Below are 20,645 nucleotides of genomic sequence, written 5' to 3'. Positions count from 1 at the left end.
AGACGACGGAAAGACCATCCGCAATTTTCGGAACTTCTGGAAACGACTCACTCGTGACTATGATAGCAGATCACGAATAGCCATCATGTAATGATGGGGCAGACACGCCGGCCAGAACTTCCGACGCTCGATTCAGGACTCACTCTCTTGGAGGTCGACGATCGTGCGACGGGCGCGCTTCACTCGCTCGTCCTTGACCACCTCCTTCTTGAGGACGGAAGTGTTGTCTGGGTCGACGCTCACGACCACGGGACCACCCAGCCGCTCGCTCAGATCGCGCCGAGTATGAGACTCCTCGAACGGATCGCCGTCGCACGAGGCTTCACGCCGTGGCAACACTACAGCCTCCTGCGTGATCTGCCACTCGATGGCAGAACAACACTCGTCGTCCTACCGGCGATCGATTACTTCTATCGTTCGGAGGACTGTTCGAACCGTGAAGGAAAGCGCATGTTCACAGCAGTGTGTACGCTCATCGCCGATCTCGCTGCAACTGCCGAGATACCAATCGTGTTGACGCGGACGGCCGCCGATGCGTTCACGGCCGTGCTTGATGACCATGTAAACGACGTCATTCACTGTGAATTCACCTCATTCGGTCCACGGTTCACAGGAGACGATTTCGAGACGCTGGTGTACCCGCTCGAGGGCGGCACTATTCAAACGACTCTAGCGTACTGGCAACGCATACTCACTGCCCGGCAGTCAGCACTCACGGCAACGCAACCGGAGGTGGCCACGCGTGGGGCGGACTAACCGAACGCATCGCGAGTTAGTACGAACGACAGAACAGCGGCGGTTGGACTATCAACGGACGCTCCGCCGCGCCGACCAAGGAATACTCAATTGATCGGATTGTAACGTTGCGTCACAATACCGTGGTAGTAGCGCCTCTTCGGCGGCAGAACCAAGCGAACACGTACTCACAACCCCGACGCACCGTGCAACTGTAACACCAAATGTGATTCTGATCCAGAATACATCTTTATCAGATCTTCCGGAGTAGTTACTCGATGGTGTCGACTGTGACTGAGATTATGTCAACGGTCGCTCAATACGGAGGTCGAACCGACTCGAAGCCCCGTAGAATGACGACGCTTCAAGAGCAGGGAGCGTGATTCTCGTGACACTGAACATCCTTTCGGAGGGCTTCGTCCCTCTCCTACTTGCAGCATCAGCGTTCTTTGTTGGGATCTTGGCCGGACTCTTCTTTGCCTACTCGGTGAGTGTAGTACTGGCACTCAAGACATTCTCGGCGTCAGCATACACGATCGTGATGCAATCAATAAACAACGCTATTCTCAACGTCGCGTTCGGCGTCGTGTTCATCGGCTCGATCGCCGTTCCGACAGTGAGTGCTTCGGTTGTCCTCCTTCAGGGTGACTGGACGAGCCAATACGGTCCGTTAGTTCTCCTTGGAACAGCGATCTACTTGACCGGCACAATCGCTGTAACGATGAATATCCACCTACCGATGAACGAGTCTATCGCAACGTGGTCGCCAGCATCGCCACCAGACGATTGGACAACAGTTCGGACACGCTGGGCACGGTGGAACCACGTCCGTGCGATCGCTGCTGTTATCTCGTTTGTGATATACCTCTCAGCGATTGTCTCTACTCTCTCATAGCGTATTATTTTCGAATATCAATAAATAGTTTCTACTCAATTCGTAAGTACGGGTATTTTTCTGAAGATTTATTTGAGCTGCCATAGTCAAATATAACGAACACTGCTATTCGTGTGTTTGTTGGTGTATTCAGCCGTCAAAGTCAACAGTTATAGTTTGAAAGACAGCAAAATGCATGAAGCTCAAGACCTTCTAAACGTCTTCGGACCAATATTTGACAGGGGCTGGTCGCATTCATCGATGACTTCGAAATTCTGTCGCTGTGGGCAGGTGTGGAGTGATTTTGCCAGATGGGCGTGAATACAACACCGAATGATAGAGAAACGGCTGAGCCATACAACTAATCACTGTGTGAGTGATTACTTCTAATTATTTTTATCGCGATACGGTCGATGGCTTTCGTTCGCGTCAATCGTTCCGAGTCGGACTGACTGTCGCTGTTGTTGATCGCCGTTCGATTCCCTGTCAATCCACATTTTGGTTCCTCGAAGAAAATACTATAAATATTATCGTTACATCAGCACTCTTGTAACGGACTATGCGGTCCTGCACGGTTCCCAATCATGAACGGACAGCAGGTCGATGGACCGGAAAAGCGTCAGCACACGCTTTCTGCCTAAGGGCAGCTGTGACACCAACGATCTGTGAGTGACTCCTGAATTCACGCTGATCCCAACACTACACGTACGGTTCAAACAACAAGATAAGACGAATCACAGTAGAGTGAGTGCTCTATGAAACAACGCACATTACACAAGAGCAACACCGTCAAGAGAATGCATCTACAGTGTCACAGATCCTGCAACAGACACCGACGATTGGATTTGCTATGAACAAACAGTACAGCAGCGTATCGGTCTTGGAGAGACCGCACGCAAGAGATTACTTTGGTAGGGTCCGCGAAATGCACGGCAGCTCGTGACGGAATCGGTATTCGTCGACTCGTTCAATCATTTCGACAACGTTCTGAAGTAGTCTCGGTAGTTCGTAACGAAACCGGTGATCGTTCATTCGATCGATCGGTGCAGCGATGCTGATAGCTCCGAGTAGGTCACCGGAATCGGCAGTAATCGTGGTGGCAACACAACGAATCTCGTCAAATTGTTCTCTATCATCAAACGCAAATCCGTGCTCTCGAATCTGTTGTGAACCAGAAGTGTTCTTGATGGACGAGCCGCTGTCGAATCTCGACGCCAAACTCCGCACCCAGATGCGGACCGAACTCCAAGAGCTCCAGCAGCGTCTCGACGTTACCACGATTTACGTCACCCACGATCAGACCGAGGCGATGACCATGGGCGATCGCATCGCTGTCTTGAATGGCGGTGAACTGCAGCAGATTGGCACCCCGTTAGAGTGTTACCACCAACCTACTAACCATTTTGTCGCCGGGTTTATTGGAAGTCCCTCGATGAATTTCCTGACGACGCGACGGTCGGGCCAGACACTGAACCACAAGGCGTTCAAATACCGTCTTTCTGACCGGCTCGCTCGAACGGTTGAGCAAGCTGACAGCGAAGCGCTCACACTCGGTATTCGTCCCGAAGATATCCGTCCCGATGACGACGATTCCAACGCGATCACCGTTACGGTAACCGTCGCTGAACCACTTGGAGATGCTACCTACGTGTACTTCGATGTCGGTGATACCGTCTGCACTGCGAGCATTCCAGGGGATCTTACGGTTAGTGAAGGAGACCAATTATCTGTGGTGTTTCCGCAAGACCGGATTCACCTCTTCGATAGACATACCGGAGAATCCATCACGAATCGAGTGGTTTCGTCTTCCGACGATACCTGGGGAATTAGTGCCTGAACAATGTGCCCACGGTATCCATTTCGAACCAGACCACAGATACAAATATTAAATATCTGGTAATTTATCGAGTTCTGTTTCTCGGTCGCTGTAAACCAACAAACGGATTGAAGTTGTGGATAAATCTCAACCGGACCTATCTCTGACGTCGACGTCCACAGCAACAGCAATCCAATTATTTTTGCTCATATATGTGACACATAGTATTTTGAATAGGTGTTAGAAGGAGTCTGTAATATCAATACAGTCGATTAACAACTGTAGCAGATGATAGTTACGAACGACAGTAGATCAATTAACGCCATAATTTCATAAATATGATTGAAACCCGTACAAAGCAATTGTGTTAATCAAATAAACTGAACTTCTGTCAGAGCAATATCGTCTTGTATCTATGCGAGGCCGAGAGGAACACTTTGATCGATATATTTCGGTCGTTGATGCGCTCTTGTTCACATATACATAATTATTATCTGATTTGTTCGATTACATAATTAATTGTACTCTTTGTAGTACACGCAGAAATCAGAGCGTATTTCCAACCACAGTTGGTGTATTGGATCTTCCGAGTCATTATAGGAACTGTTGCACCGAACGACGTGCACGTGATTTCAGTATTCTGCAAAGTGAGTTACCATCCATTGTGGAGACTTCGACAGCGTGGTGATCCGCCGATAGATCGTTAATTGTGTAGTCGTGAGTAGATGACCCCCGAGCGCTAGACAGAGAATTTCTCTGCCAAAACCCATTCACTCTTCGACATTATCATGGATTCACCCCATCACATCAGTTTCGCAGTCAAATATCGTGGGATGCTTTGGAAGTGAACCTCCGGTTAGCGACGCGTGCGGTTATTTCGGTATCCACACGAGAGGAGCATGGTGCCACGCCCAGCGTTCCGCTGGTTTGTCGGTGAACTCCCAGAAGCTTCGAGGCCACGTACCGAGTGCATCGTGGATCTGTCGGTAGGACAGCGTACTCTCTCCAGCCAGCACAAGCTGGAACCGCTCTTCGAACCTCTCAGGTTCGAACTCCGGATTCGGATGCCGCTCGGGGGAATCAACCAAACGCTGGTGATGTGTCTGCCAGCGCTGATTGAGATAGCCCACGACGAGCTGACCGTCGGGTGCGACTGCATCATAGAGATGCCGGAGAGCGCACTTGGATGCTGCGACGTAGGCGAGCGTGCCGAAACAGAGGACGAGATCGAACTGCCGATCGGGTTCGAAGTTCGGGAGGACGGCTGACTCGAAGCAAACGTTCTCGACCTCTCTCTCGCTAGCTTGTTGGCGATTCTCGACGAGAACCGACGCCGCTGCATCGTATCCGATGGCGGTCACCTCGGGATAGCACTCAGCGACATGAAAGGTAACGACCCCGGGACCGCAGCCAACATCCGCGAACGAATCTGGGACACCCTTCGCTGTGAAGAAGTCGGCGAGTAGCCCGCGAACGTGATGGGTACTCGGTGTCGCGCTGGCACGGTCAGCGCAGTCGGCCTCGCTCCAGAACCGATTCCAGTCGATCGGCTCATCGGCAGTCGTGTCCGTCATCTCGAACCATGATTTCTGTTCATGTTCAGTGACTCATTCGAGGAACAGCTGGATATCGTTGCGTGTATATGACCCAAGATTGTCAGTCTCAACAGGGAGTTCGTCGTACCATCCGATCTCCCAATCCTCATCACACAACGTATCGAGTGTCGCGTCTGACGAGCTGACTGACGCACCGAAGACGACGTGTTGGACCGTCGATCGCGGTGTCGACTCGCCGTCAATCACGTGGTCGATCCGTCGAACTCGTGCTATGCTGTCGAGCGTAACGTCCATTCCCGCTTGTTCCTCGACACGGTGCTTGCCAACAGTCACCCAGTCCTCGTCGGGTGCGACCGTTTCGTTTGGGAGAATAGCGTAATCGGCCTCGGGGGTTACCAGTAGTAGGAGCCGATCCGCCGTATTCCTCACTCCAACGATGGCTCGTCCGATAGCGTTGGCCTCGCAGTGATTTTGATAGTGGTCTCGGTCCTCGTGGGTGTATGTCCGCTGGCGAATCTCGATCCCTTCACTGTTGGCAATCGCCTCTGGGTCGGTAACAGATTCGTACGTCGTATGAGCGTCGGTCGTGTCCGCTTGTGTCGTATCAGACATGTGTGTATGGCAGTAGCTAATCATTAGACAGTTCATTCGTGCCGCAACAGTGCGGTAGCCGTTGTCCTACGTGTGTTCTGACGTAGCTACTGCTACCAGAAAAAATTATCGATATAATTTACTTTACTTCTTACTTACTAGTTCGCACGCTACATTTTTATATCTTTCCCTCAGAATCTCGACATCAATTCTCGTCAGGAGTCGGGCGTTATTCGATAGCGAAGGTGGCTCCATTTGAATCAAGTTTGTCTCTCCAAGACAGGACACAGGAACAGTGGTGCTCAACTGCTGCTGGACGCTGTGAGCACTCAGATATCGGTGAGACGTCTCACAACACTACGTTACAATTTCACACGTTGCGCAGTGATCCACCGCAGAGAGTGCGGGCTGGCGCTCTCTTATGTCGGAGGATTCACTGCGAGTTCGAGGTAGGGTTTCAGCTGTGGTGCCGGCTGGAGGAGTGTGACGTACTCCTCATCCGAGGAGATTCCGATTACTCCAGATTCACTCAGCTTCGGGAGGTGATTGTGATGAAGCGCGATGTTGATCTTTTCACGTTCCGTATCTGTGTTCTCTCCGTTGCTGTTAGCTTCTGCGAGCGTATCCACGAGTTCTCCGATCGTCACTGGGGTTGGCTGGTCGAGCAGATAAGAGAGTATCTCCACGCGATCTGGGTCTGCTAAGACACTGAACATCGTGAATGGGAATCCCGATTGTACCTCAGTCTCATTGGCTTCCATGCCTGATCGTTCTTTGGATGGCTTTGGCATAGAGTCACTGTCTAAGTGATTAGAGTCTCAGAGAAAGAAAAGCACTGGCGCCACCTGTGGCAGCATCGTACGATGGGAAAGTGATGGACGTCTCCGGAGTCTCTTCAGGTTCTGGTGTGAGACGTAAATCGTCTCTTCAACGTTTCCAGAACGCTGCTGTCTACCAATCAGCACCCTCAGAGACTCGCCTGCATCACTGATTGAGTCAGATCAAACAGCCGTGATTGGTAGCACTCACATTCACCGTAATCAGTGCTATTTGTTATGTGATCGACGATCACAGACGGCTCCGAAATAGAACCGATGGGCTGGTATTGGTTCGATGGCGATTGAGGGATGATGGTACAGTCTCTGGTGACAGTAAACTCGGGGAGTCTGTCGATTCTCAACGCTGTAGAGAGTAGATCGACGACAATGAGAGTCCAGCACACTCAAACCGATTAGAGTTGGGAAACCGACTGTTCTCCTGATGGGTCCACGAAGGCTGCAACGATTTTCTGCACTCCCTTGCGGAGATGGTGATGTAACGTCGGTGGAGTGATCTCCATTGCGGCAGCCACCTCCTCCGCTGTGCTCTCGCGGGGCCACGCGAAATAGCCTGCATAGTGGGCTGTTTCGATGACTTCATCTTGTCTCTCTGTTAATCCGACATCAAGCGCATCTAATGATGTAGTCGTTTCTTGTGGCGTCCACGGTATCTCGCGCAATGACTCGAACTGTACGTCATCGAACATCTGGTACAGCCAGCGCAGCATACTCTGCGTATCGTCCCGCGATGGACTGGCCACGACGAGCCGCCCCGTTCCACTGTTGGCGATAAACTTCGTGATATGCGCACCGTACTCGATAATCTGTGCGAGTGAAGCAGTATTGGAGAGGTGAATCTCCAATTTCCCACGTTCGTGATCGGTGTCTGAATCAATAACCCGTGCATCGAGGACCGATGGCTTGCCAGTGATCGCTGTTGCGATCTCCTCAGGGATGGCGCTGTCGACGGTTACGTAGGCGAGATAAGACTCTCTGGTTATCGGGACGACTGTGTCAAGCGTGAGAGAGCAGGATGCTTGCTCTGAGGTAGTCAAGAGAGGATCCTGTGAACCAGCAATCTCGACGTTGAGTTCGGTAATTGTCTCAGAGTACAACAACTGTCGGTTTCTCATCGTTGCAATTGATAGCCCAATCGTTCGACCGAGCTCTTCGAGGAGTCTCATGTCGTCCTCAGAGAATGCGAACGACGACGTCGCATAGACGCTGAGGACACCATGCACGACACCGTTGTTGCTCAACGGAACAAACGCGACTGCCTGATACTCTCGATCGGCAACGGAACGCTGTGATTCAGCGTCGGTACCGCTGACCGTCTGGGTCACTTGCACTGTATTCGTCTGCGCCGCTACGGATCCCAGTCCCATCTGAAGATTCCTGCCTGGATCCGTCGTGAGGATTGTCTGTAATTCCGCTTCGTTGATTCCCCCCCACGATCGCGGAACAAATTCCTCGTCAGGTGTGAACTCACCAATCACTGCAAATGAATATAAATCGAAGGAAGCGAATGTTTCGCACACAACTTGTTCAATCCCCGCTACTGTCGATTCTTCGACTGTTGCTTCAGTGACTGCTCGAACAATCGTATTGTATCGATTCAGTGGCTGTAGTGCCTCTATTTGGTGCTTTAGCTCTCGTTCCCGATGTTTCCGCTCGGTAATGTCCTCTGTCGTAAATACGAAATGTGTAATCGTTCCATCGGGATTCGTTATTGGTGCAGCATTTACAGAAACCCACTTGTACTGCCCGTCGAGTCGTTCGATTTTGGCCTCCCAATCCCGTATGCTCTTGCCGGTCTCTAGTACTTGTGTCGTTGGTCGATCCTTGACGGGGATCAGCTGATTATTCTCATCGAAGAGACGCCACTCTGACTGAGTGAGTTGCCGCCCGAGTAACTCTCTACGAGATCGTCCGAACAGCTGTTCGGCGCGTGTATTGAGCCGGGCAAACGTACCATCTGCGGTCAGGACTGTGATTCCGAGTGGATTCGTTTCCAGAATCTGTTCGACGAGTTCTTTCTCGCGTTCGAGTGCTCTCTCAATCCGCCGCTGAGACACTACCCCCCCAATCTCTTTGGCAATCGAAGAGAGTGACTCGACCATCCACTCGTTTTTCTCGCACGATTCGGTCATTGAGAATACAAACACCGCGATAACTTCGTTCTGAGCCGTGATGGGGATGCTGAGCGTGGCTTTCAGCCCAACCGCACGAGCTTCATTCCGTCGTAAAAATTCGCTATCAGACACCTTTGAAATGTTTTCCATCCATTCTGGTGATTTCGTATTCCAGACGCGGCCAACGAGTCCCTCTCCGCGCTTGAAACGACGATCCCTCGCGGCAGCAGAAAACGGAGCAAAGGTGTGATCGACACCAGTTTCTGCTCCTAAGAACTCAAGTCCATCGTTCGACTCGGTCCATACCTCACCGTACTCCCACTGCGTGGCGGTACAGACTTCGTGCAGTGCCGCCTGGAGACCATCCTCAAACGTTTCTGCCTCGGCGATAGATCGAGTAGTCGAAAGCAGTAGCTCTTGATTAGCACGTTCGATGGCTGTTGCGAGGATGTTAGCGACGCTCCGAACGAAGTTGATGTCGTGGACGCTGAACTCACGGTGGCTCCGATCGTGTGTGCCAAGGACACCCCACGGATTGGTTGGCGATCCGATAATGACGCTGAGGCCACTTTCAACACCGTGTTCAATCAAGAGATCAGGTCCACTGAATCGTGATTCTGCTGTTAGATCCTCCACCACGACAGGTTCGGTGGAGAGTAACGTATAGCCTGCTTGTGAATGTCGGTCTGTCTCGACGGTTGCCGTGCCGACGATACCTTCATTCCACCCTATTCCTGCCCGGAGAAGTAGTTCATTTCCGTCTGGGAGCAATTCCAACACTTTGCAGTAGTCTGTGTCGAGAGTTTCGGCGACAAGTGCAACAGCCTCGTCCATCAGACGATCGAGATCCGGTTCCTCGAGGGCGCGTTTACCGAGTCTTGCGGTGGCTGTCTGTTGCGTGATTTGTGTTTCGAGCTCCTCTTTGCGACGATTACGGTCGGTGATATCACGGACAACGCCAGTGCGTCCGTCCGTGCCATCCCCATACTTGTACGGACCAAATCGACCCTCGACTGGAATTGTCCCTCCATCGGCAGTCACCATATCGAACTCCGAAGTCACAAAGGGCGACTCTCCAGCGAGCACGGATTTGTTCAGTAATGTGGCCTCTTCGTTAATGTGTGAGTTGTGGATGAGAGTCACGTGCTCACCGATGAGCTTCTCGCGGTCGTATCCGACCATTGTACAGAATGCATCGTTGACCACTGCGAATCGGTCGTCAGCATCAAGCGTTATAATACCATCCCAGACCGTCTCCATCGTTGTCTTCGACTGTTCGAGAGTGCGTTCGCGCGCTTTCTTCTCTGAGATATCTTGGAAATAGACAGAGAGGCCAGTTTCAGACGGATACGCACGGATCGAAAACCAGTGATCGAGTGGGGGATAGTGCTCCTCAAAGGTGACTGCCTGCTGGGTGGTCATCGCCCGCTCAAATTCCTTCTGGAATGTTGTTTCAGCGCCTTTGAGATACTCGTCCCAGACGACGTTGCCGAGCAATTCTGCTTCACTCTTCTCGATGATCTCTTCGGCCCGTTCGTTGACGTAGGTGAACCGCCACTCTCGGTCGAGCGCGAAGAATGCATCGTCAATGCGGGCGAACATGTCTTGTAGTTCGCGTACGAGTTCGTCGCGCTGTCGTTCGAGTTGGTGCGTCTGGTTTTTGAGTTGGGTGATGTCTTTTTCGGTAACGATAACCCGTTCGAGTTCACCGTCCTGCGTTAGCAGTGGTGCTGCGTTGACCGAAATCCATCGGTGCTTTCCGGTCGGGAGTTCGTACCGAATAACCTCGTCTGATACGGGCTCTTTCGTCTCAAAGACACGATCGTAGAGACGACTGTCGACGGGAACGATTGTGTCGTCTGTATCAGACGCATCGAGAGTGTCAATCTCGTCCTCGTGAACATTCTCATCTTGATGTCCCACCGTTTGATCTGCCCGGCTATTCGTCCGCGCCAGCGTTTTGTCCGGATTGAAGATGGAGACACCCACAGGAATCGTGTCCAAGATACGGTCGACGAGATCCCGTTCGCGTCGCAGTTGTTGTTCGTACTCGTGTTGCTCTGAGTTGTCTCGCGTTACTTTGGTATACCCATACACTGAGCCATCGTTGTCGTAGAGCGCTGTGATCGTGATGTTAGCCCAAAAGCGGGTGCCGTCACTGCATACCCGCCACCCTTCGTCCGTATATTCACCGTCGACTGCTGCTTTGGCGAGGTTGGTTTCGGGAACGTCTGCGTCAATGTCAGCTTCGGTATAGAAGACTGAGAAGTGTTCACCGACAATTTCGCTGTCTGTGTATCCTTTGATGCGCTCTGCACCTTCATTCCAGCTTGTCACGTGTCCGTCGTGATCGAGGATGAAGATAGCGTACTCAGTGACCGCTTGCATAAGTGCGGTAAGTTGAGCTGTCTCCGGATGCATTTCTAACGAGTCGTGGGGAGGATGCCACCAAATACGCTCATTCCCACCGACGTGCTTCGTTTGAAGTGTGCCGTGCTCGACAAGCGTCGCAAGTGTTTCGACAGCTACCGTCTGAGAACAGTCGAGAGTGGATGCCACCTCTGCTGCTGTCACCGGCGTCTGTGGATCGTCAAAGCGATCGAACACAGTACGTATATCCTCGTGCGTTATGTGTTGATCCGACGAGGTCATATTCGAATAAGATGTGATGCAGCGTATTTACTGCTCCGTACACTGGACCATCTTTTCTGGAGATAATTGTAATATTTTCAGTGTATAAGAACGAACATCGAGTGAAACAAGCTCTCGATTATTGATCTGAGTAGATTATGTTCGTTTAGTTGCTAGAACAAAATCTTGCCACGTAGAAGGAACGGGTAGCCAGCTAAGTTATGATCGAGTGAATGTATCTACTTGTTATTGACCTGATTGCAGTGTATGGCTTCACGATCTTTGCTGTCTACCTCGCCCATCCGTCTCATATCGTCATATACCGACCGTCCATCCACAAGAATCTCTGTAGTCATCTTCAATAATAAATTGGCATAAATATATACAAAAGGTCAGGGATATGGTCAGCACAGAAAAGATATACGGAAGTGCGTAGTTAATTCAGACAATGCCCTCTCGGCGCAAATTCCTTATGCGAGTCGGCGGTACTGCTAGTCTTGGTGTCCTCACTGGTAGCGCTGGTTGTCTCGGAACAACCCGTACGAAATTTGGTGGAGGAGCCACCCGTACCATTGACTTCAAATCGCCAACCAGTGAGACGTTCGTCTCACCGTCTGAGGTCCTTACGTATATAGACCGGATGCGAGAGCAGTACGAAGAAGTTGCTGTTCCGTGGACGAAGCCGCGATCACTCCCTGGCAACTTAGTTGGGATGTACACACGTCAAAAGGCCATTACCCCGAGTAATCGGTACGCGGTACAAGATGCCGCTGTGTTGGTTCACCACCTCGTTGACACCCGTTACCGACTGCGGTTATGGAGTGCGGGCCGCCTCCTCAGGAGACAGTACGGAGACGACTCATGGGGAATCTATCAAAAGAAGATGGCGTTCACACAACTCGAACAAGAACTTGAGGTGAACTACGAAAATCAGCTTTCGACAGATCGCTCGCTCTCCGGGGATGGTGGTCCTGTCAACGTTGCCGGTGAGACAGTGATTGTTCCAGATGGTTCCTATGAGATGGGTCTCATCGATGAGACTCGCTATCACTCGCACTGGAACGGCTTCCACGCAAACGATGTTCCCCTGATCGGTGTCTGTGAGGTGTCGTTTGCGGACAGTGCAGAACGACGCCTTGACTGGACGCTCGATTACGGGATCGGAGTTCAAACGCCGGTCTGATACGGAGTTTCCTATCCCTGTACATGGATACGTTCCGCTGATGCGGACTTCTGTTGTGAATGAGGGAGTATTATAGAGTGCCGTCTCAATAGATAGTACCCATCTTCGTATAACTAATAAATTCGCATCATAATTATGGCATTTCCTCGCCGTATTCACTCAACATCCAGAAACCGTAACTGCCAGTTGCTATCTATTACTCCTCAAGAACAGTTTCCAATTCTGACTCGGGCGAACTGAGCCACCAATCGACGATCGTTTCCAGAACCACCACCAAACTGTTCTCTGCACCAGTTCCCCAGATTGCCGTTTCCGTTGGACCATCGCCTGCCGGCAGCGTACTCATGAGCACCGCCTCCCGATCTACGAAGAGCAGCCGTCCGGTCATCGGTTCGTCCCACTCCCAGGGTGCTTCAACCAGTTCAGCGGCCGGCACCGCGGCTTGCATTCGCTCGTAAGTCGCCGCTGTACTGTTGGCAACTAATACCGTGACCCCACGTTCGCTGGCAGCGCGTAAGTGTGCAAGGATATCGTCGGTCAGCAGACTATCAACAGTCAGATAGACGACTTCGTCAGTGGCGCTCGTAATGCACTCTTCGACCCGATCGTCAACTGCGGGGCGTCCGCTGGTTGTCCAGACACCCCGCTGTTCGTGCTGATGATCAGTGGGTTCGAGAGCAGCGAGGCGATTGGCGAGCTTCGTCAGGGTATCCTCGTACTCGTGATGGAAGTGGCGCAGTGTGGTCTCGCGTGCGACCGGTCGGAAGAGCTTGGGCGAGGCGTGCTTGATATCGACCAACCCACGCTCTTGCAGGCCTTCGACTGCATCGTATATCCGTGTCCGGGGAACGTCCGTTGTCTCACTCATCTCTCGGGCGGTTCCCTCTCCAAGCCGCAAGAGTGCAACGTAACTGGCGGCTTCGTACTGACTCAGTCCAAGCTGCTGCAGTAGTTCAATAGCAGCGGATTGTGCCACTGGTGGATCAGTCATATTCAAGTCCCTGATGCTGAATCTCCAGCTGCTTTTTTCTTAGCCTCATGCCAACCGCACGGTTCTAGATCTGCACCCCTGGTTATGTGAGTGAATAACATCGATGTCGCACGCGAGAGGGTTGACGCTCCGACTACTTGGTTTCTTTGTGGTAATCCGAGTGAATCATATTCGTTCGTGACCTGAAGAGATGTAATTTTCTGTGTCGATAGTAGTTTATTGATGATTAGCATCTCCAATATCTATTATCAGGCACGCCGTTACATCGTTGTCACGGGAGGGGTTACAACCGAGAAGGCTATACCTTCCCCGTTGTAGCAACTAGTAGAGATGTACCAGCGCGTGGAAACACCGATTTAATGGAGTGATGTTGATGAGTATGGAACACAACACTCCCCGCACGACCGCGATTGAGACACTGGAGTCGCTCGGACTCAAACAGTACGAGGCCGAATGTTTCACCGCATTGACTCGCCTTTCCTACGGAACTGCCAAAGAGATTAGTGATGCTACCGATGTTCCCCGGACGCGGGTATATGATGCGGTTGAGCAACTTCAACGCGAGGGATTGGTTGATATACAACACTCTTCGCCCCAACAGTTTCGCGCGATCTCGGTCACGGAAGCGACCGCCCTGTTGCGCCAGCGCTTCAATGCGCGCTTGACGCGTCTACAGACCAGTCTCGACGCTCTTGAGCCGATCGAACCTCAGACGAACGACACGCACGCGAGCGTCTGGACAACGACCGGGAGCGAGACAATCACGCGACGAATGGTTGACTTTCTCGACCGGGCGAATGAAGAGGCCATTCTGTTTATGAGTGGGAATACGGCCATCACCGATCAGTTGCTCGAACGAGTGCAAGCTGCCGCCGATCGTGGCGTAGCGATCTACGTCGGAACGCTCTCTGAGGCGGTCCACGAACGTCTTGCAACGGCGTTGCCCGACGTCACCCTATTTGCATCGGAGCTCGAATGGCTCCAACCTCGTTCCACCGAAGACGAAACGATCGGGCGGCTGCTGTTGGTCGACCGTGAGACGCTGTTGGTGAGTTCGATTGGCCGACACACCCCAACAGAAGAGGCAGCCCTCTGGAGCGACGGAGTCGGTAACGGACTGTTAGTGATCCTCCGGCGGTTGCTCACAACTGGACTGGATTCGGATATCGGCCCCCAAGAAGAAGAAGTCAAGTAATATATAGAATATTTTATATATGTATAGATACACAATCCTCACGAGATTCGGCATCCACACGCACAGCTATGGCCGTGATAACTGACATTTCGATACCAGCAGATCAGTTTGCCCTCGGTCGTCTCCTCGATGAGTATCCAGATATCGCCGTTGAGCTCGAACGACTCGTTCCGCTCCGAGAGGACATCATTTCCCTCTTCTGGGTGACTGGAGCGCCCCCCGAAGAGATCGAAGTGACAGTGCGAGAGAACCAACTCTCTGAGAAAATACACCATCTGACGGAGGTAGATGGTCGGTCACTCTTTGAAATCCGGTGGAGTTCTGATAGTGACGCGCTCGTCCAACCACTAATCGATAGTGGCGCTGACGTCCTGCGCGCCGAGGGAACAGCCGGTGTTTGGGAATTCAGACTGCAGTTCAGAGATCGAGTACGAGTAGCCACGTTCAGAGAGAGCTGTCTGGATAGCAATATCCAGATGCAACTGAACGCTCTCTATAACCCTGTTGTCCCAGTCAACCACACAGATAGCGACCTCACCGACGAACAGTACGATATTATCGAGACCGCCTACCGACAGGGATATTGGGAAATTCCACAACAGATCACGCTGGATGAGTTGGCTGAATCGATCGGGATCAGTACAGATACCGCTTCAAAGCGGCTTCGCCACGGTCTCACATCGCTGATGGATGCGTCGTTTCAGCCCGAATAGCTTGAAAACTCCACAGAACGGATAACCAAACAATTCGTTCGTACATTAGAATCACTATACGACGGGTTTTACACCTCATAAAATATCAAAATACAAATGTTTCATGGGAGAGTCTATCTCTCGATAGCATCTGAACAGGGCTATCTCTCGTCCGTATCCTCTCGAATACGAGGAGTTCCTTATGTGAGATTGATTGTACGAAGATCCCTCGTGAAATCTCAACGTCGAAAATCCACGTTTCCAACACACAGTTTGCTGCTCCAGTATACTCTAAACACCATATCTACTACAATAGTATATTAATTATATATTACTGGTGGTATGGGGTCTTTATCGATAGAAAATAGGACGACGTAGTCGTTATCGAAATCATTATGCAATACATACTGTTTCTGCTATTTCTTTCTATATCTAAATGTAGAGATAGTCTTTATACGATGGCCCTGTAAGTGGGGAGATGAGCTGGACGGTCCCTACCGACTAGCGTTTTGGCGAGCAGTCGTCAGATAGGTAGGCCCGGAGCCAGCGAACCATCAGCTATGAAACGCACAATTCAGGTAACAGTGACCGCTCTCATGCTTGTGGGCATGATTGCGGGAGCGTGTGTCGGACCAGCCGTTGCGACATCGTACGATAAAAAAGTGAATGACAACTCGGACAACAACGCCGACACCACGACTAACAATCCCGTGATTGTGGTTGAGAACGAGAACAATAATACAAACAACAACAATCTCTCGAACACCAACACCAACGTCAACTCTAACGTTGCTAATGCTGACGCGAACGCCAGTACCGGCGGTGTCACGGTTGATATTGGCGTTGATTTATCGCCTGTCTAACGAATCTTGCCAAGTGACATCCACGAGCACAAGGGCTAGCTTCTGATACGGGTGGCCCCGTACTCGTGTAAGACTGTGGAGACTGACGCTGTGCCGTTGAGTAGTGGTGTCGAGTGTTGTGCCGCTCGACAGTACTCGATACGTCATTTTTTGTGCTCGTGTGTGGTGTGAGCAGTACAGACGACCACACGGGATTGGTTCTCATATGACTGATATGCAAGCGTAACAGCCAGTCGAGCCAATCCGCTCGAAACTCAATGACGCACGCTTTCTCCCGACGGTAGACACAGAATCATGATTCGACTAGTTTGGTTCAAAAACCACCTATTTCTAACGAGATGATGAACCAAACTGGTTTGATTCCTCGGCTGGTAGATTCACGAGATTGACGCTGCTGGTCGTCCGTCGATCAGATCGGCATCTGTCTCCGTTTCACAACTGTGTTCGACGAGTTCGTCCTGATCGATATTTCCAAGCAGAGCCGCGAGTAGATCGGTTGCCGCTGGTGAGTAGAGCGGTTTGTTGTCATTGCCACAGCGGTCATCCATCGTACACGCTGGGCAGCCTTCATCACGACCACACGAGCAGTCTGCAATTAGATCGTGTGCCCGCTGTGCAATCGCCTCATACTCGTCGTAGATGCTCCGTGAAAAACCAAGACCCCCCTTAATCCCATCGTAGATGAACCAGCCACTCGTTTCTGGATCATTCGGGAGCTGATTCGTTGCGAGTCCTCCAATATCGCTTGCGTCAACCTTCAATTCGAGGGGCGAAACCGCAATCATCGCGTGTTCGACAGCGTGAATTCCACCGAGGTAGCCGTGCAGTCCTGGTGGGAGGTCAATACAGGCATCATTGTGATACCCGCTGTGTTTGTTGTGTATCGCTCGTTCAAGTTCGCTGGGAACTTCTGTCCAACACAGTTGCGTCTGCATCTCGAGTGGTGGAACGCCGGTTGTGAGTCCTGTTTCACGGATATCACCGGATCCTATTTCGCGTTTTAGGTATGTCCCGTAGTGAATCGAAACCGTCCCATATCCCCAGTTCAGCCGAAACGGCCCGACATCGCGGGTTTCGTGAATTTCAGTGTCACAGATCTGCACCTGACCCTGTGACTGAGTGAAATAATCAACGGTTACCCGTTCGAGTTCAACGTACGGTTGCGGACGGTCCTCTCGCAGAGTACGCACTTGATACTGCTCACCTTGATACAAGACGGTTGCACCTTCGTGATAGTCACGATAAGCCCGGTCACGGCCGATCGGCTGATGATCGAACGACGCATCGCCCGCAAGTCTGACATCGAAGGCGTTCCCACCAGAGGCGTACAGACTCACAGCGTTCTGTGGTCGATCGTGGTGTGTATACGTGACACCTCCGTCGAGCGATCCTTCGAGATTCCCCATCTGACAGCCGTATTCGACCGCTTGTTCGAGACGCTCTGTACCACCGAACCGCTCTGTGTCTGCATACGTTAGCGGTAGTTCCTGAGCAGCACAGTTGATGTGTTGGAGATAGACTGGATTGTTCGTTAGATCGACAACAGCGCTCTCGGGATCTTCCTCAAGAACGTATTCTGGGTGATGGAGAATGTATCGATCGAGCGTTGAGTATCGTGGAACGAAGACTGAGAGTGTATCTCTCGTTCCCCGGCCAGAACGCCCGAGTTGCTGCCAGAACGACTGACGCGAACCGGGATATCCCATCAGAACAGTTCCGTCGACGCCACCAACGTTGATCCCAACCTCCAGCGCGCTCGTCGTGGCAACACCGTCGAGCAACCCCTCTTTGAGCTGATTTTCAGTCGCCCGACGAGAGCGCTTTCCGTAGCCCGCATTGTATGCCTCGACATTGGGAATGCCCCGATAGAAAAGATCTGATGATTGGACAAACGCTGTTGCTCGATTGACAGCCAGTTCGGTGAGCTTTCGCGTGCCACAGAAGAGCAAAGATGGCACATCGTTATAACAGAGGTGCGCCCACACTTCCGGCGCTTCCACAGTCGCAGGACGCTGTGATCGCGAGTCCCAGCCACTGTCACTTCCGTCGCTACCGTCCGCTCCATCAGCCACTTCTCCGCTCATCGGCGGATCCCAGAAGACGAGGTGTCGAAGTCCACTCGGCGAGCCGTCGTTGTCGATAACCGTCGCGGAGTGGCCTGTCAGCGCGAGCGCGTGATCCGCAGGATTCCCGATGGTTGCAGACGTCAGAACGTACTGTGGATCGCCACCGTACCATTCGATGATGCGTTGTGCGCGTCGAAGAATCCACGCGACGTGCATCCCACTCAGTCCCGTCCACATATGCGCTTCGTCGATGACGACCAGCGAACAGTTGGCGTGAAACGTCGACCACAAGTGATGTCCTTCGAGATACTGATTCAATCCGACGAAGTTAGTGATGACGACGTTCGCATTCTCCCGGATCCGGGCTTTTGCTTTGGATTTCGTATCACCGTCGTAGACTCCAACCGTGATGTCTACTCCGAACGTCCCACGAAACAGTTCGTTGAGTTCCCGCTCTTGATCCCGACTGAGTGCTTTTGTCGGATAAATAATAAGCGCCCGCGTTTCCGGATCTTCGAGATACTGTCGGGCAATGTGTAGTGCATACACATATGTCTTCCCCGAGGATGTACTCGTTGTGACAGAGACGTTATCACCGTTCGAGAGTGCGTCCAGAGCGGCTGCCTGATGGATCCATGGATCGAAGTCCAGCGCTGATGCGAGTTTGGACGGGAGCGCCTCGGTGGCAGGGACACACTGTTGGTCTCGTGCGGGGATCGTGAACTGCTCGTGCACCTGCTCGTAGTAGCGACTGGTCGGATACGTCGTTTCTAACTCCTCGGCTGTCAGCGCGAGAGAACTCTCTTTGAGATCCTTTCCGCCGTCCGTTGCTAGCGTCGTCTGTGCTTCCGTCTCCGGAGTAATCTCTGCTCCACGTGCCTCCGTGTCGATCGCTGCCTCTCGATCTGTTTTCGTGTTCACCATCTGTATGTTCAAAAATCAAGTAAACCAGTCTGCGTCGTCGTATCGTCTGTTGGTGCGTCCGCACGTTTGCGCCCTGGTGTCGCGTTGGCAATCGCGTTATACACAGCAGCTAGTTCACGAACGTCTGCTTCACAGTACGCTCGCGCTACGTTCCAGTCTATGGTATCGGTCTGTGTTGGTGATTGTAGCATCCGTTGGATCGTGCGAGCGAGTGTTTTTCCGTCGATGACTTCTACAGAGACGTCCCGGTTGCAGTCCAGCGCCGCGGCGACATCTTCGATACGATTCGTTCGACCAGGGAGGATAGCATTTCCTTTCCGCACTGCCCAGTCGTAGAGATCATACTCGAACACAGATTCGTTCCAATAGTCCGCGTACGCGGGAGCGTGACGGCTGATAAACGTTGTGAGGTGTTTGAAATCGAATGCGTGACCATTCCACGCGACAAGCGACGGACGATCATACTCAGCGGCGAGCCACCTGATGAACGCTCGAGTCGCCTTTCCTAGATCATCGAGTGATGGATCCGTATCGACGAAGTCGATATACTCCTCACGTGCGGGATCATACACGCCAATGAGCCAGATAATTGTCGGGGTCAGTCCATCGGTCTCGATATCGACGAATAGCGGTGAATAATCAGCAGCCGGGACAGTCGCATCAGTTTGTCTGAGAACAGATTTTTCGACGAGTGCTTGAGCACTCTGTTGTATCGTTTTCGCTGTCGAGTTACCGATGCCGTGTATTACCCGGAGTTCTTGTCGAGTCGTGCTTGCGACATCTGATCGTGTCGTATACCCGTTTTCTTTAAGCCGTTGAGCCGTCGTAGTCCCGACATTGGTGAGTGCCTGAAGACCAAACGTATTGGTTGGCGCTGATGTAACCGCCACTCGTCCATCCGTATCGCAGGTGAGACACGCGAGTTCGGGAGCACCCGATCGGCGGAGTGGTGCAAGCCCCCGAACAGGCAACCGAACGACTGTCCTGTTGCTGTTAGCTCGCCAGACGTAATCGTAGCTCGCCTCCAGTGCTCCTGTAAGAAATGTCGTCGTGCCGTCGGTTCGAGCCTGATACCGAGCGATGTGATCAATCCCATCGAGTCCTGCATCCATGTTCACGTCGTCGGGAACCATCTGCAGCTCATCGCAGACGACAACGTCTGCAGTTTCCGGGATAGCTTCGTCGGGAGCCCTCGCCTCACCAAGTCGGTCAACAGAAGTAGTGAATATAAACGATACGCCGCCAACTGTTTCCGTCCGAATGGTTCCGTCCTGTGCGTGAAAGATCGGTTGATTGCAGTCACGCTGCAGTTGACTGACAACCCGCATATCCATTTTTTCGCGGATGATGTACACGAGATCCGGATCGAAATACGACACCATATCCACGATGGCGTCGCTCGTCAGCGCAGCAAGTGCATCGCACCGAAGCGCGAGGAGAGACACGCCGTGGGTATCCGCCATGTATGGAATGTGTACGATAATCGATTATAAGCATTCGTGCAATCCACCGATTCTGGAGTGTGAGTATCTGACGAACACACGTCGGCTCACGATGAACTGCCTTGTTTCCACTCGA

At 52.0% G+C, this 20,645-nt stretch carries 16 protein-coding genes; 8 read left to right on the top strand and 8 right to left on the bottom strand.

All coding sequences use genetic code 11. From position 1 onward, the window contains the following. The first annotated feature begins 90 nt into the window (after window positions 1–90). The 3 genes from MW898_RS06420 (at window position 91) to MW898_RS06415 (ending at window position 1,630) form a co-directional block, all read left to right on the top strand. Window positions 91–756, top strand: coding sequence for a hypothetical protein (locus tag MW898_RS06420; RefSeq protein ID WP_248905568.1), 666 nt, complete (start codon window positions 91–93; stop codon window positions 754–756). Continuing rightward, the gene (locus tag MW898_RS26560) at window positions 743–850 is read left to right on the top strand and encodes a DUF8156 family protein (RefSeq protein ID WP_507237218.1); all 108 of its coding nucleotides are present in this window, start codon (window positions 743–745) and stop codon (window positions 848–850) included. Before MW898_RS06420 ends, MW898_RS26560 begins: the two co-directional genes overlap by 14 nt. 273 nt (window positions 851–1,123) lie before the next feature. Continuing rightward, window positions 1,124–1,630 (top strand): anthrone oxygenase family protein, encoded by a 507-nt coding sequence (locus MW898_RS06415; RefSeq protein WP_248905567.1) that lies wholly within the window; start codon window positions 1,124–1,126, stop codon window positions 1,628–1,630. Window positions 1,631–2,512: 882 nt separating this feature from the next. On the opposite strand, the gene MW898_RS26175 is transcribed toward MW898_RS06415, so the two are convergent. Beyond that, window positions 2,513–2,836 carry an IclR family transcriptional regulator domain-containing protein gene (locus MW898_RS26175; protein ID WP_368409142.1) on the bottom strand — a complete coding sequence of 108 codons (324 nt, stop codon included), beginning with the start codon at window positions 2,834–2,836 and terminating at the stop codon, window positions 2,513–2,515. On the opposite strand from MW898_RS26175, the gene MW898_RS06410 reads away from it, so the two are divergent. Continuing rightward, window positions 2,796–3,446, top strand: coding sequence for an ABC transporter ATP-binding protein (locus MW898_RS06410; protein ID WP_248905566.1), 651 nt, complete (start codon window positions 2,796–2,798; stop codon window positions 3,444–3,446). The genes MW898_RS26175 and MW898_RS06410 overlap by 41 nt on opposite strands. An 851-nt stretch (window positions 3,447–4,297) precedes the next feature. Here MW898_RS06410 and MW898_RS06405 read toward each other — a convergent pair. From MW898_RS06405 to MW898_RS06390, 4 genes are all read right to left on the bottom strand, one after another. Next, the gene (locus MW898_RS06405; RefSeq protein ID WP_248905565.1) at window positions 4,298–4,999 is read right to left on the bottom strand and encodes a class I SAM-dependent methyltransferase; all 702 of its coding nucleotides are present in this window, start codon (window positions 4,997–4,999) and stop codon (window positions 4,298–4,300) included. 33 nt (window positions 5,000–5,032) lie between these two features. Beyond that, on the bottom strand, window positions 5,033–5,593 hold the full coding sequence (locus MW898_RS06400) for a hypothetical protein (protein ID WP_248905564.1): 561 nt from the start codon (window positions 5,591–5,593) through the stop codon (window positions 5,033–5,035). Window positions 5,594–5,991: 398 nt separating this feature from the next. Further along, window positions 5,992–6,363 (bottom strand): DUF7344 domain-containing protein, encoded by a 372-nt coding sequence (locus tag MW898_RS06395; RefSeq protein WP_248905563.1) that lies wholly within the window; start codon window positions 6,361–6,363, stop codon window positions 5,992–5,994. Between the two features lie 440 nt (window positions 6,364–6,803). After that, complete coding sequence (locus MW898_RS06390; RefSeq protein WP_248905560.1) at window positions 6,804–11,174, bottom strand: PAS domain S-box protein; 4,371 nt, start codon at window positions 11,172–11,174, stop codon at window positions 6,804–6,806. 427 nt (window positions 11,175–11,601) lie between these two features. On the opposite strand from MW898_RS06390, the gene MW898_RS06385 reads away from it, so the two are divergent. Beyond that, the gene (locus MW898_RS06385; RefSeq protein ID WP_248905558.1) at window positions 11,602–12,336 is read left to right on the top strand and encodes a hypothetical protein; all 735 of its coding nucleotides are present in this window, start codon (window positions 11,602–11,604) and stop codon (window positions 12,334–12,336) included. Window positions 12,337–12,532: 196 nt separating this feature from the next. On the opposite strand, the gene MW898_RS06380 is transcribed toward MW898_RS06385, so the two are convergent. Further along, on the bottom strand, window positions 12,533–13,327 hold the full coding sequence (locus MW898_RS06380; protein ID WP_248905556.1) for a TrmB family transcriptional regulator: 795 nt from the start codon (window positions 13,325–13,327) through the stop codon (window positions 12,533–12,535). A gap of 373 nt (window positions 13,328–13,700) precedes the next feature. Here MW898_RS06380 and MW898_RS06375 point away from each other — a divergent pair, with 373 nt between their 5' ends. From MW898_RS06375 to MW898_RS06365, 3 genes are all read left to right on the top strand, one after another. Beyond that, the gene (locus MW898_RS06375) at window positions 13,701–14,522 is read left to right on the top strand and encodes a TrmB family transcriptional regulator (protein ID WP_248905554.1); all 822 of its coding nucleotides are present in this window, start codon (window positions 13,701–13,703) and stop codon (window positions 14,520–14,522) included. A gap of 68 nt (window positions 14,523–14,590) precedes the next feature. Further along, complete coding sequence (locus tag MW898_RS06370) at window positions 14,591–15,235, top strand: helix-turn-helix domain-containing protein (protein ID WP_248905552.1); 645 nt, start codon at window positions 14,591–14,593, stop codon at window positions 15,233–15,235. A gap of 539 nt (window positions 15,236–15,774) precedes the next feature. Next, entirely contained in the window at window positions 15,775–16,077 is a 303-nt protein-coding gene (locus tag MW898_RS06365; protein WP_248905550.1) for a hypothetical protein, read from the top strand. A gap of 377 nt (window positions 16,078–16,454) precedes the next feature. On the opposite strand, the gene MW898_RS06360 is transcribed toward MW898_RS06365, so the two are convergent. Next, window positions 16,455–19,064 (bottom strand): DEAD/DEAH box helicase, encoded by a 2,610-nt coding sequence (locus MW898_RS06360; protein ID WP_248905548.1) that lies wholly within the window; start codon window positions 19,062–19,064, stop codon window positions 16,455–16,457. A gap of 11 nt (window positions 19,065–19,075) precedes the next feature. Beyond that, window positions 19,076–20,530, bottom strand: a complete 1,455-nt coding sequence (locus MW898_RS06355; RefSeq protein ID WP_248905547.1) for a ribonuclease H-like domain-containing protein — start codon at window positions 20,528–20,530, stop codon at window positions 19,076–19,078. Between the last annotated feature and the right edge of the window lie 115 nt (window positions 20,531–20,645).

Origin of the sequence: Halocatena marina (assembly GCF_023276375.1) — an archaeon.
GTDB lineage: Archaea > Halobacteriota > Halobacteria > Halobacteriales > Haloarculaceae > Halocatena > Halocatena marina.
Note: the sequence above shows the minus strand (reverse complement) of the source record. Positions and strands in the feature narration are given on the sequence as shown.

Coding starts and splice junctions, on each gene's coding strand:
- MW898_RS06380 (WP_248905556.1), bottom strand. CDS start 13,327: ATGACTGATCCACCAGTGGCACAATCCGCTGCTATTGAACTACTGCAG.
- MW898_RS06420 (WP_248905568.1), top strand. CDS start 91: ATGATGGGGCAGACACGCCGGCCAGAACTTCCGACGCTCGATTCAGGA.
- MW898_RS06375 (WP_248905554.1), top strand. CDS start 13,701: ATGAGTATGGAACACAACACTCCCCGCACGACCGCGATTGAGACACTG.
- MW898_RS06365 (WP_248905550.1), top strand. CDS start 15,775: ATGAAACGCACAATTCAGGTAACAGTGACCGCTCTCATGCTTGTGGGC.
- MW898_RS06400 (WP_248905564.1), bottom strand. CDS start 5,593: ATGTCTGATACGACACAAGCGGACACGACCGACGCTCATACGACGTAC.
- MW898_RS06385 (WP_248905558.1), top strand. CDS start 11,602: ATGCCCTCTCGGCGCAAATTCCTTATGCGAGTCGGCGGTACTGCTAGT.
- MW898_RS06370 (WP_248905552.1), top strand. CDS start 14,591: ATGGCCGTGATAACTGACATTTCGATACCAGCAGATCAGTTTGCCCTC.
- MW898_RS06355 (WP_248905547.1), bottom strand. CDS start 20,530: ATGGCGGATACCCACGGCGTGTCTCTCCTCGCGCTTCGGTGCGATGCA.
- MW898_RS06395 (WP_248905563.1), bottom strand. CDS start 6,363: ATGCCAAAGCCATCCAAAGAACGATCAGGCATGGAAGCCAATGAGACT.
- MW898_RS06405 (WP_248905565.1), bottom strand. CDS start 4,999: ATGACGGACACGACTGCCGATGAGCCGATCGACTGGAATCGGTTCTGG.
- MW898_RS06410 (WP_248905566.1), top strand. CDS start 2,796: ATGGACGAGCCGCTGTCGAATCTCGACGCCAAACTCCGCACCCAGATG.
- MW898_RS06390 (WP_248905560.1), bottom strand. CDS start 11,174: ATGACCTCGTCGGATCAACACATAACGCACGAGGATATACGTACTGTG.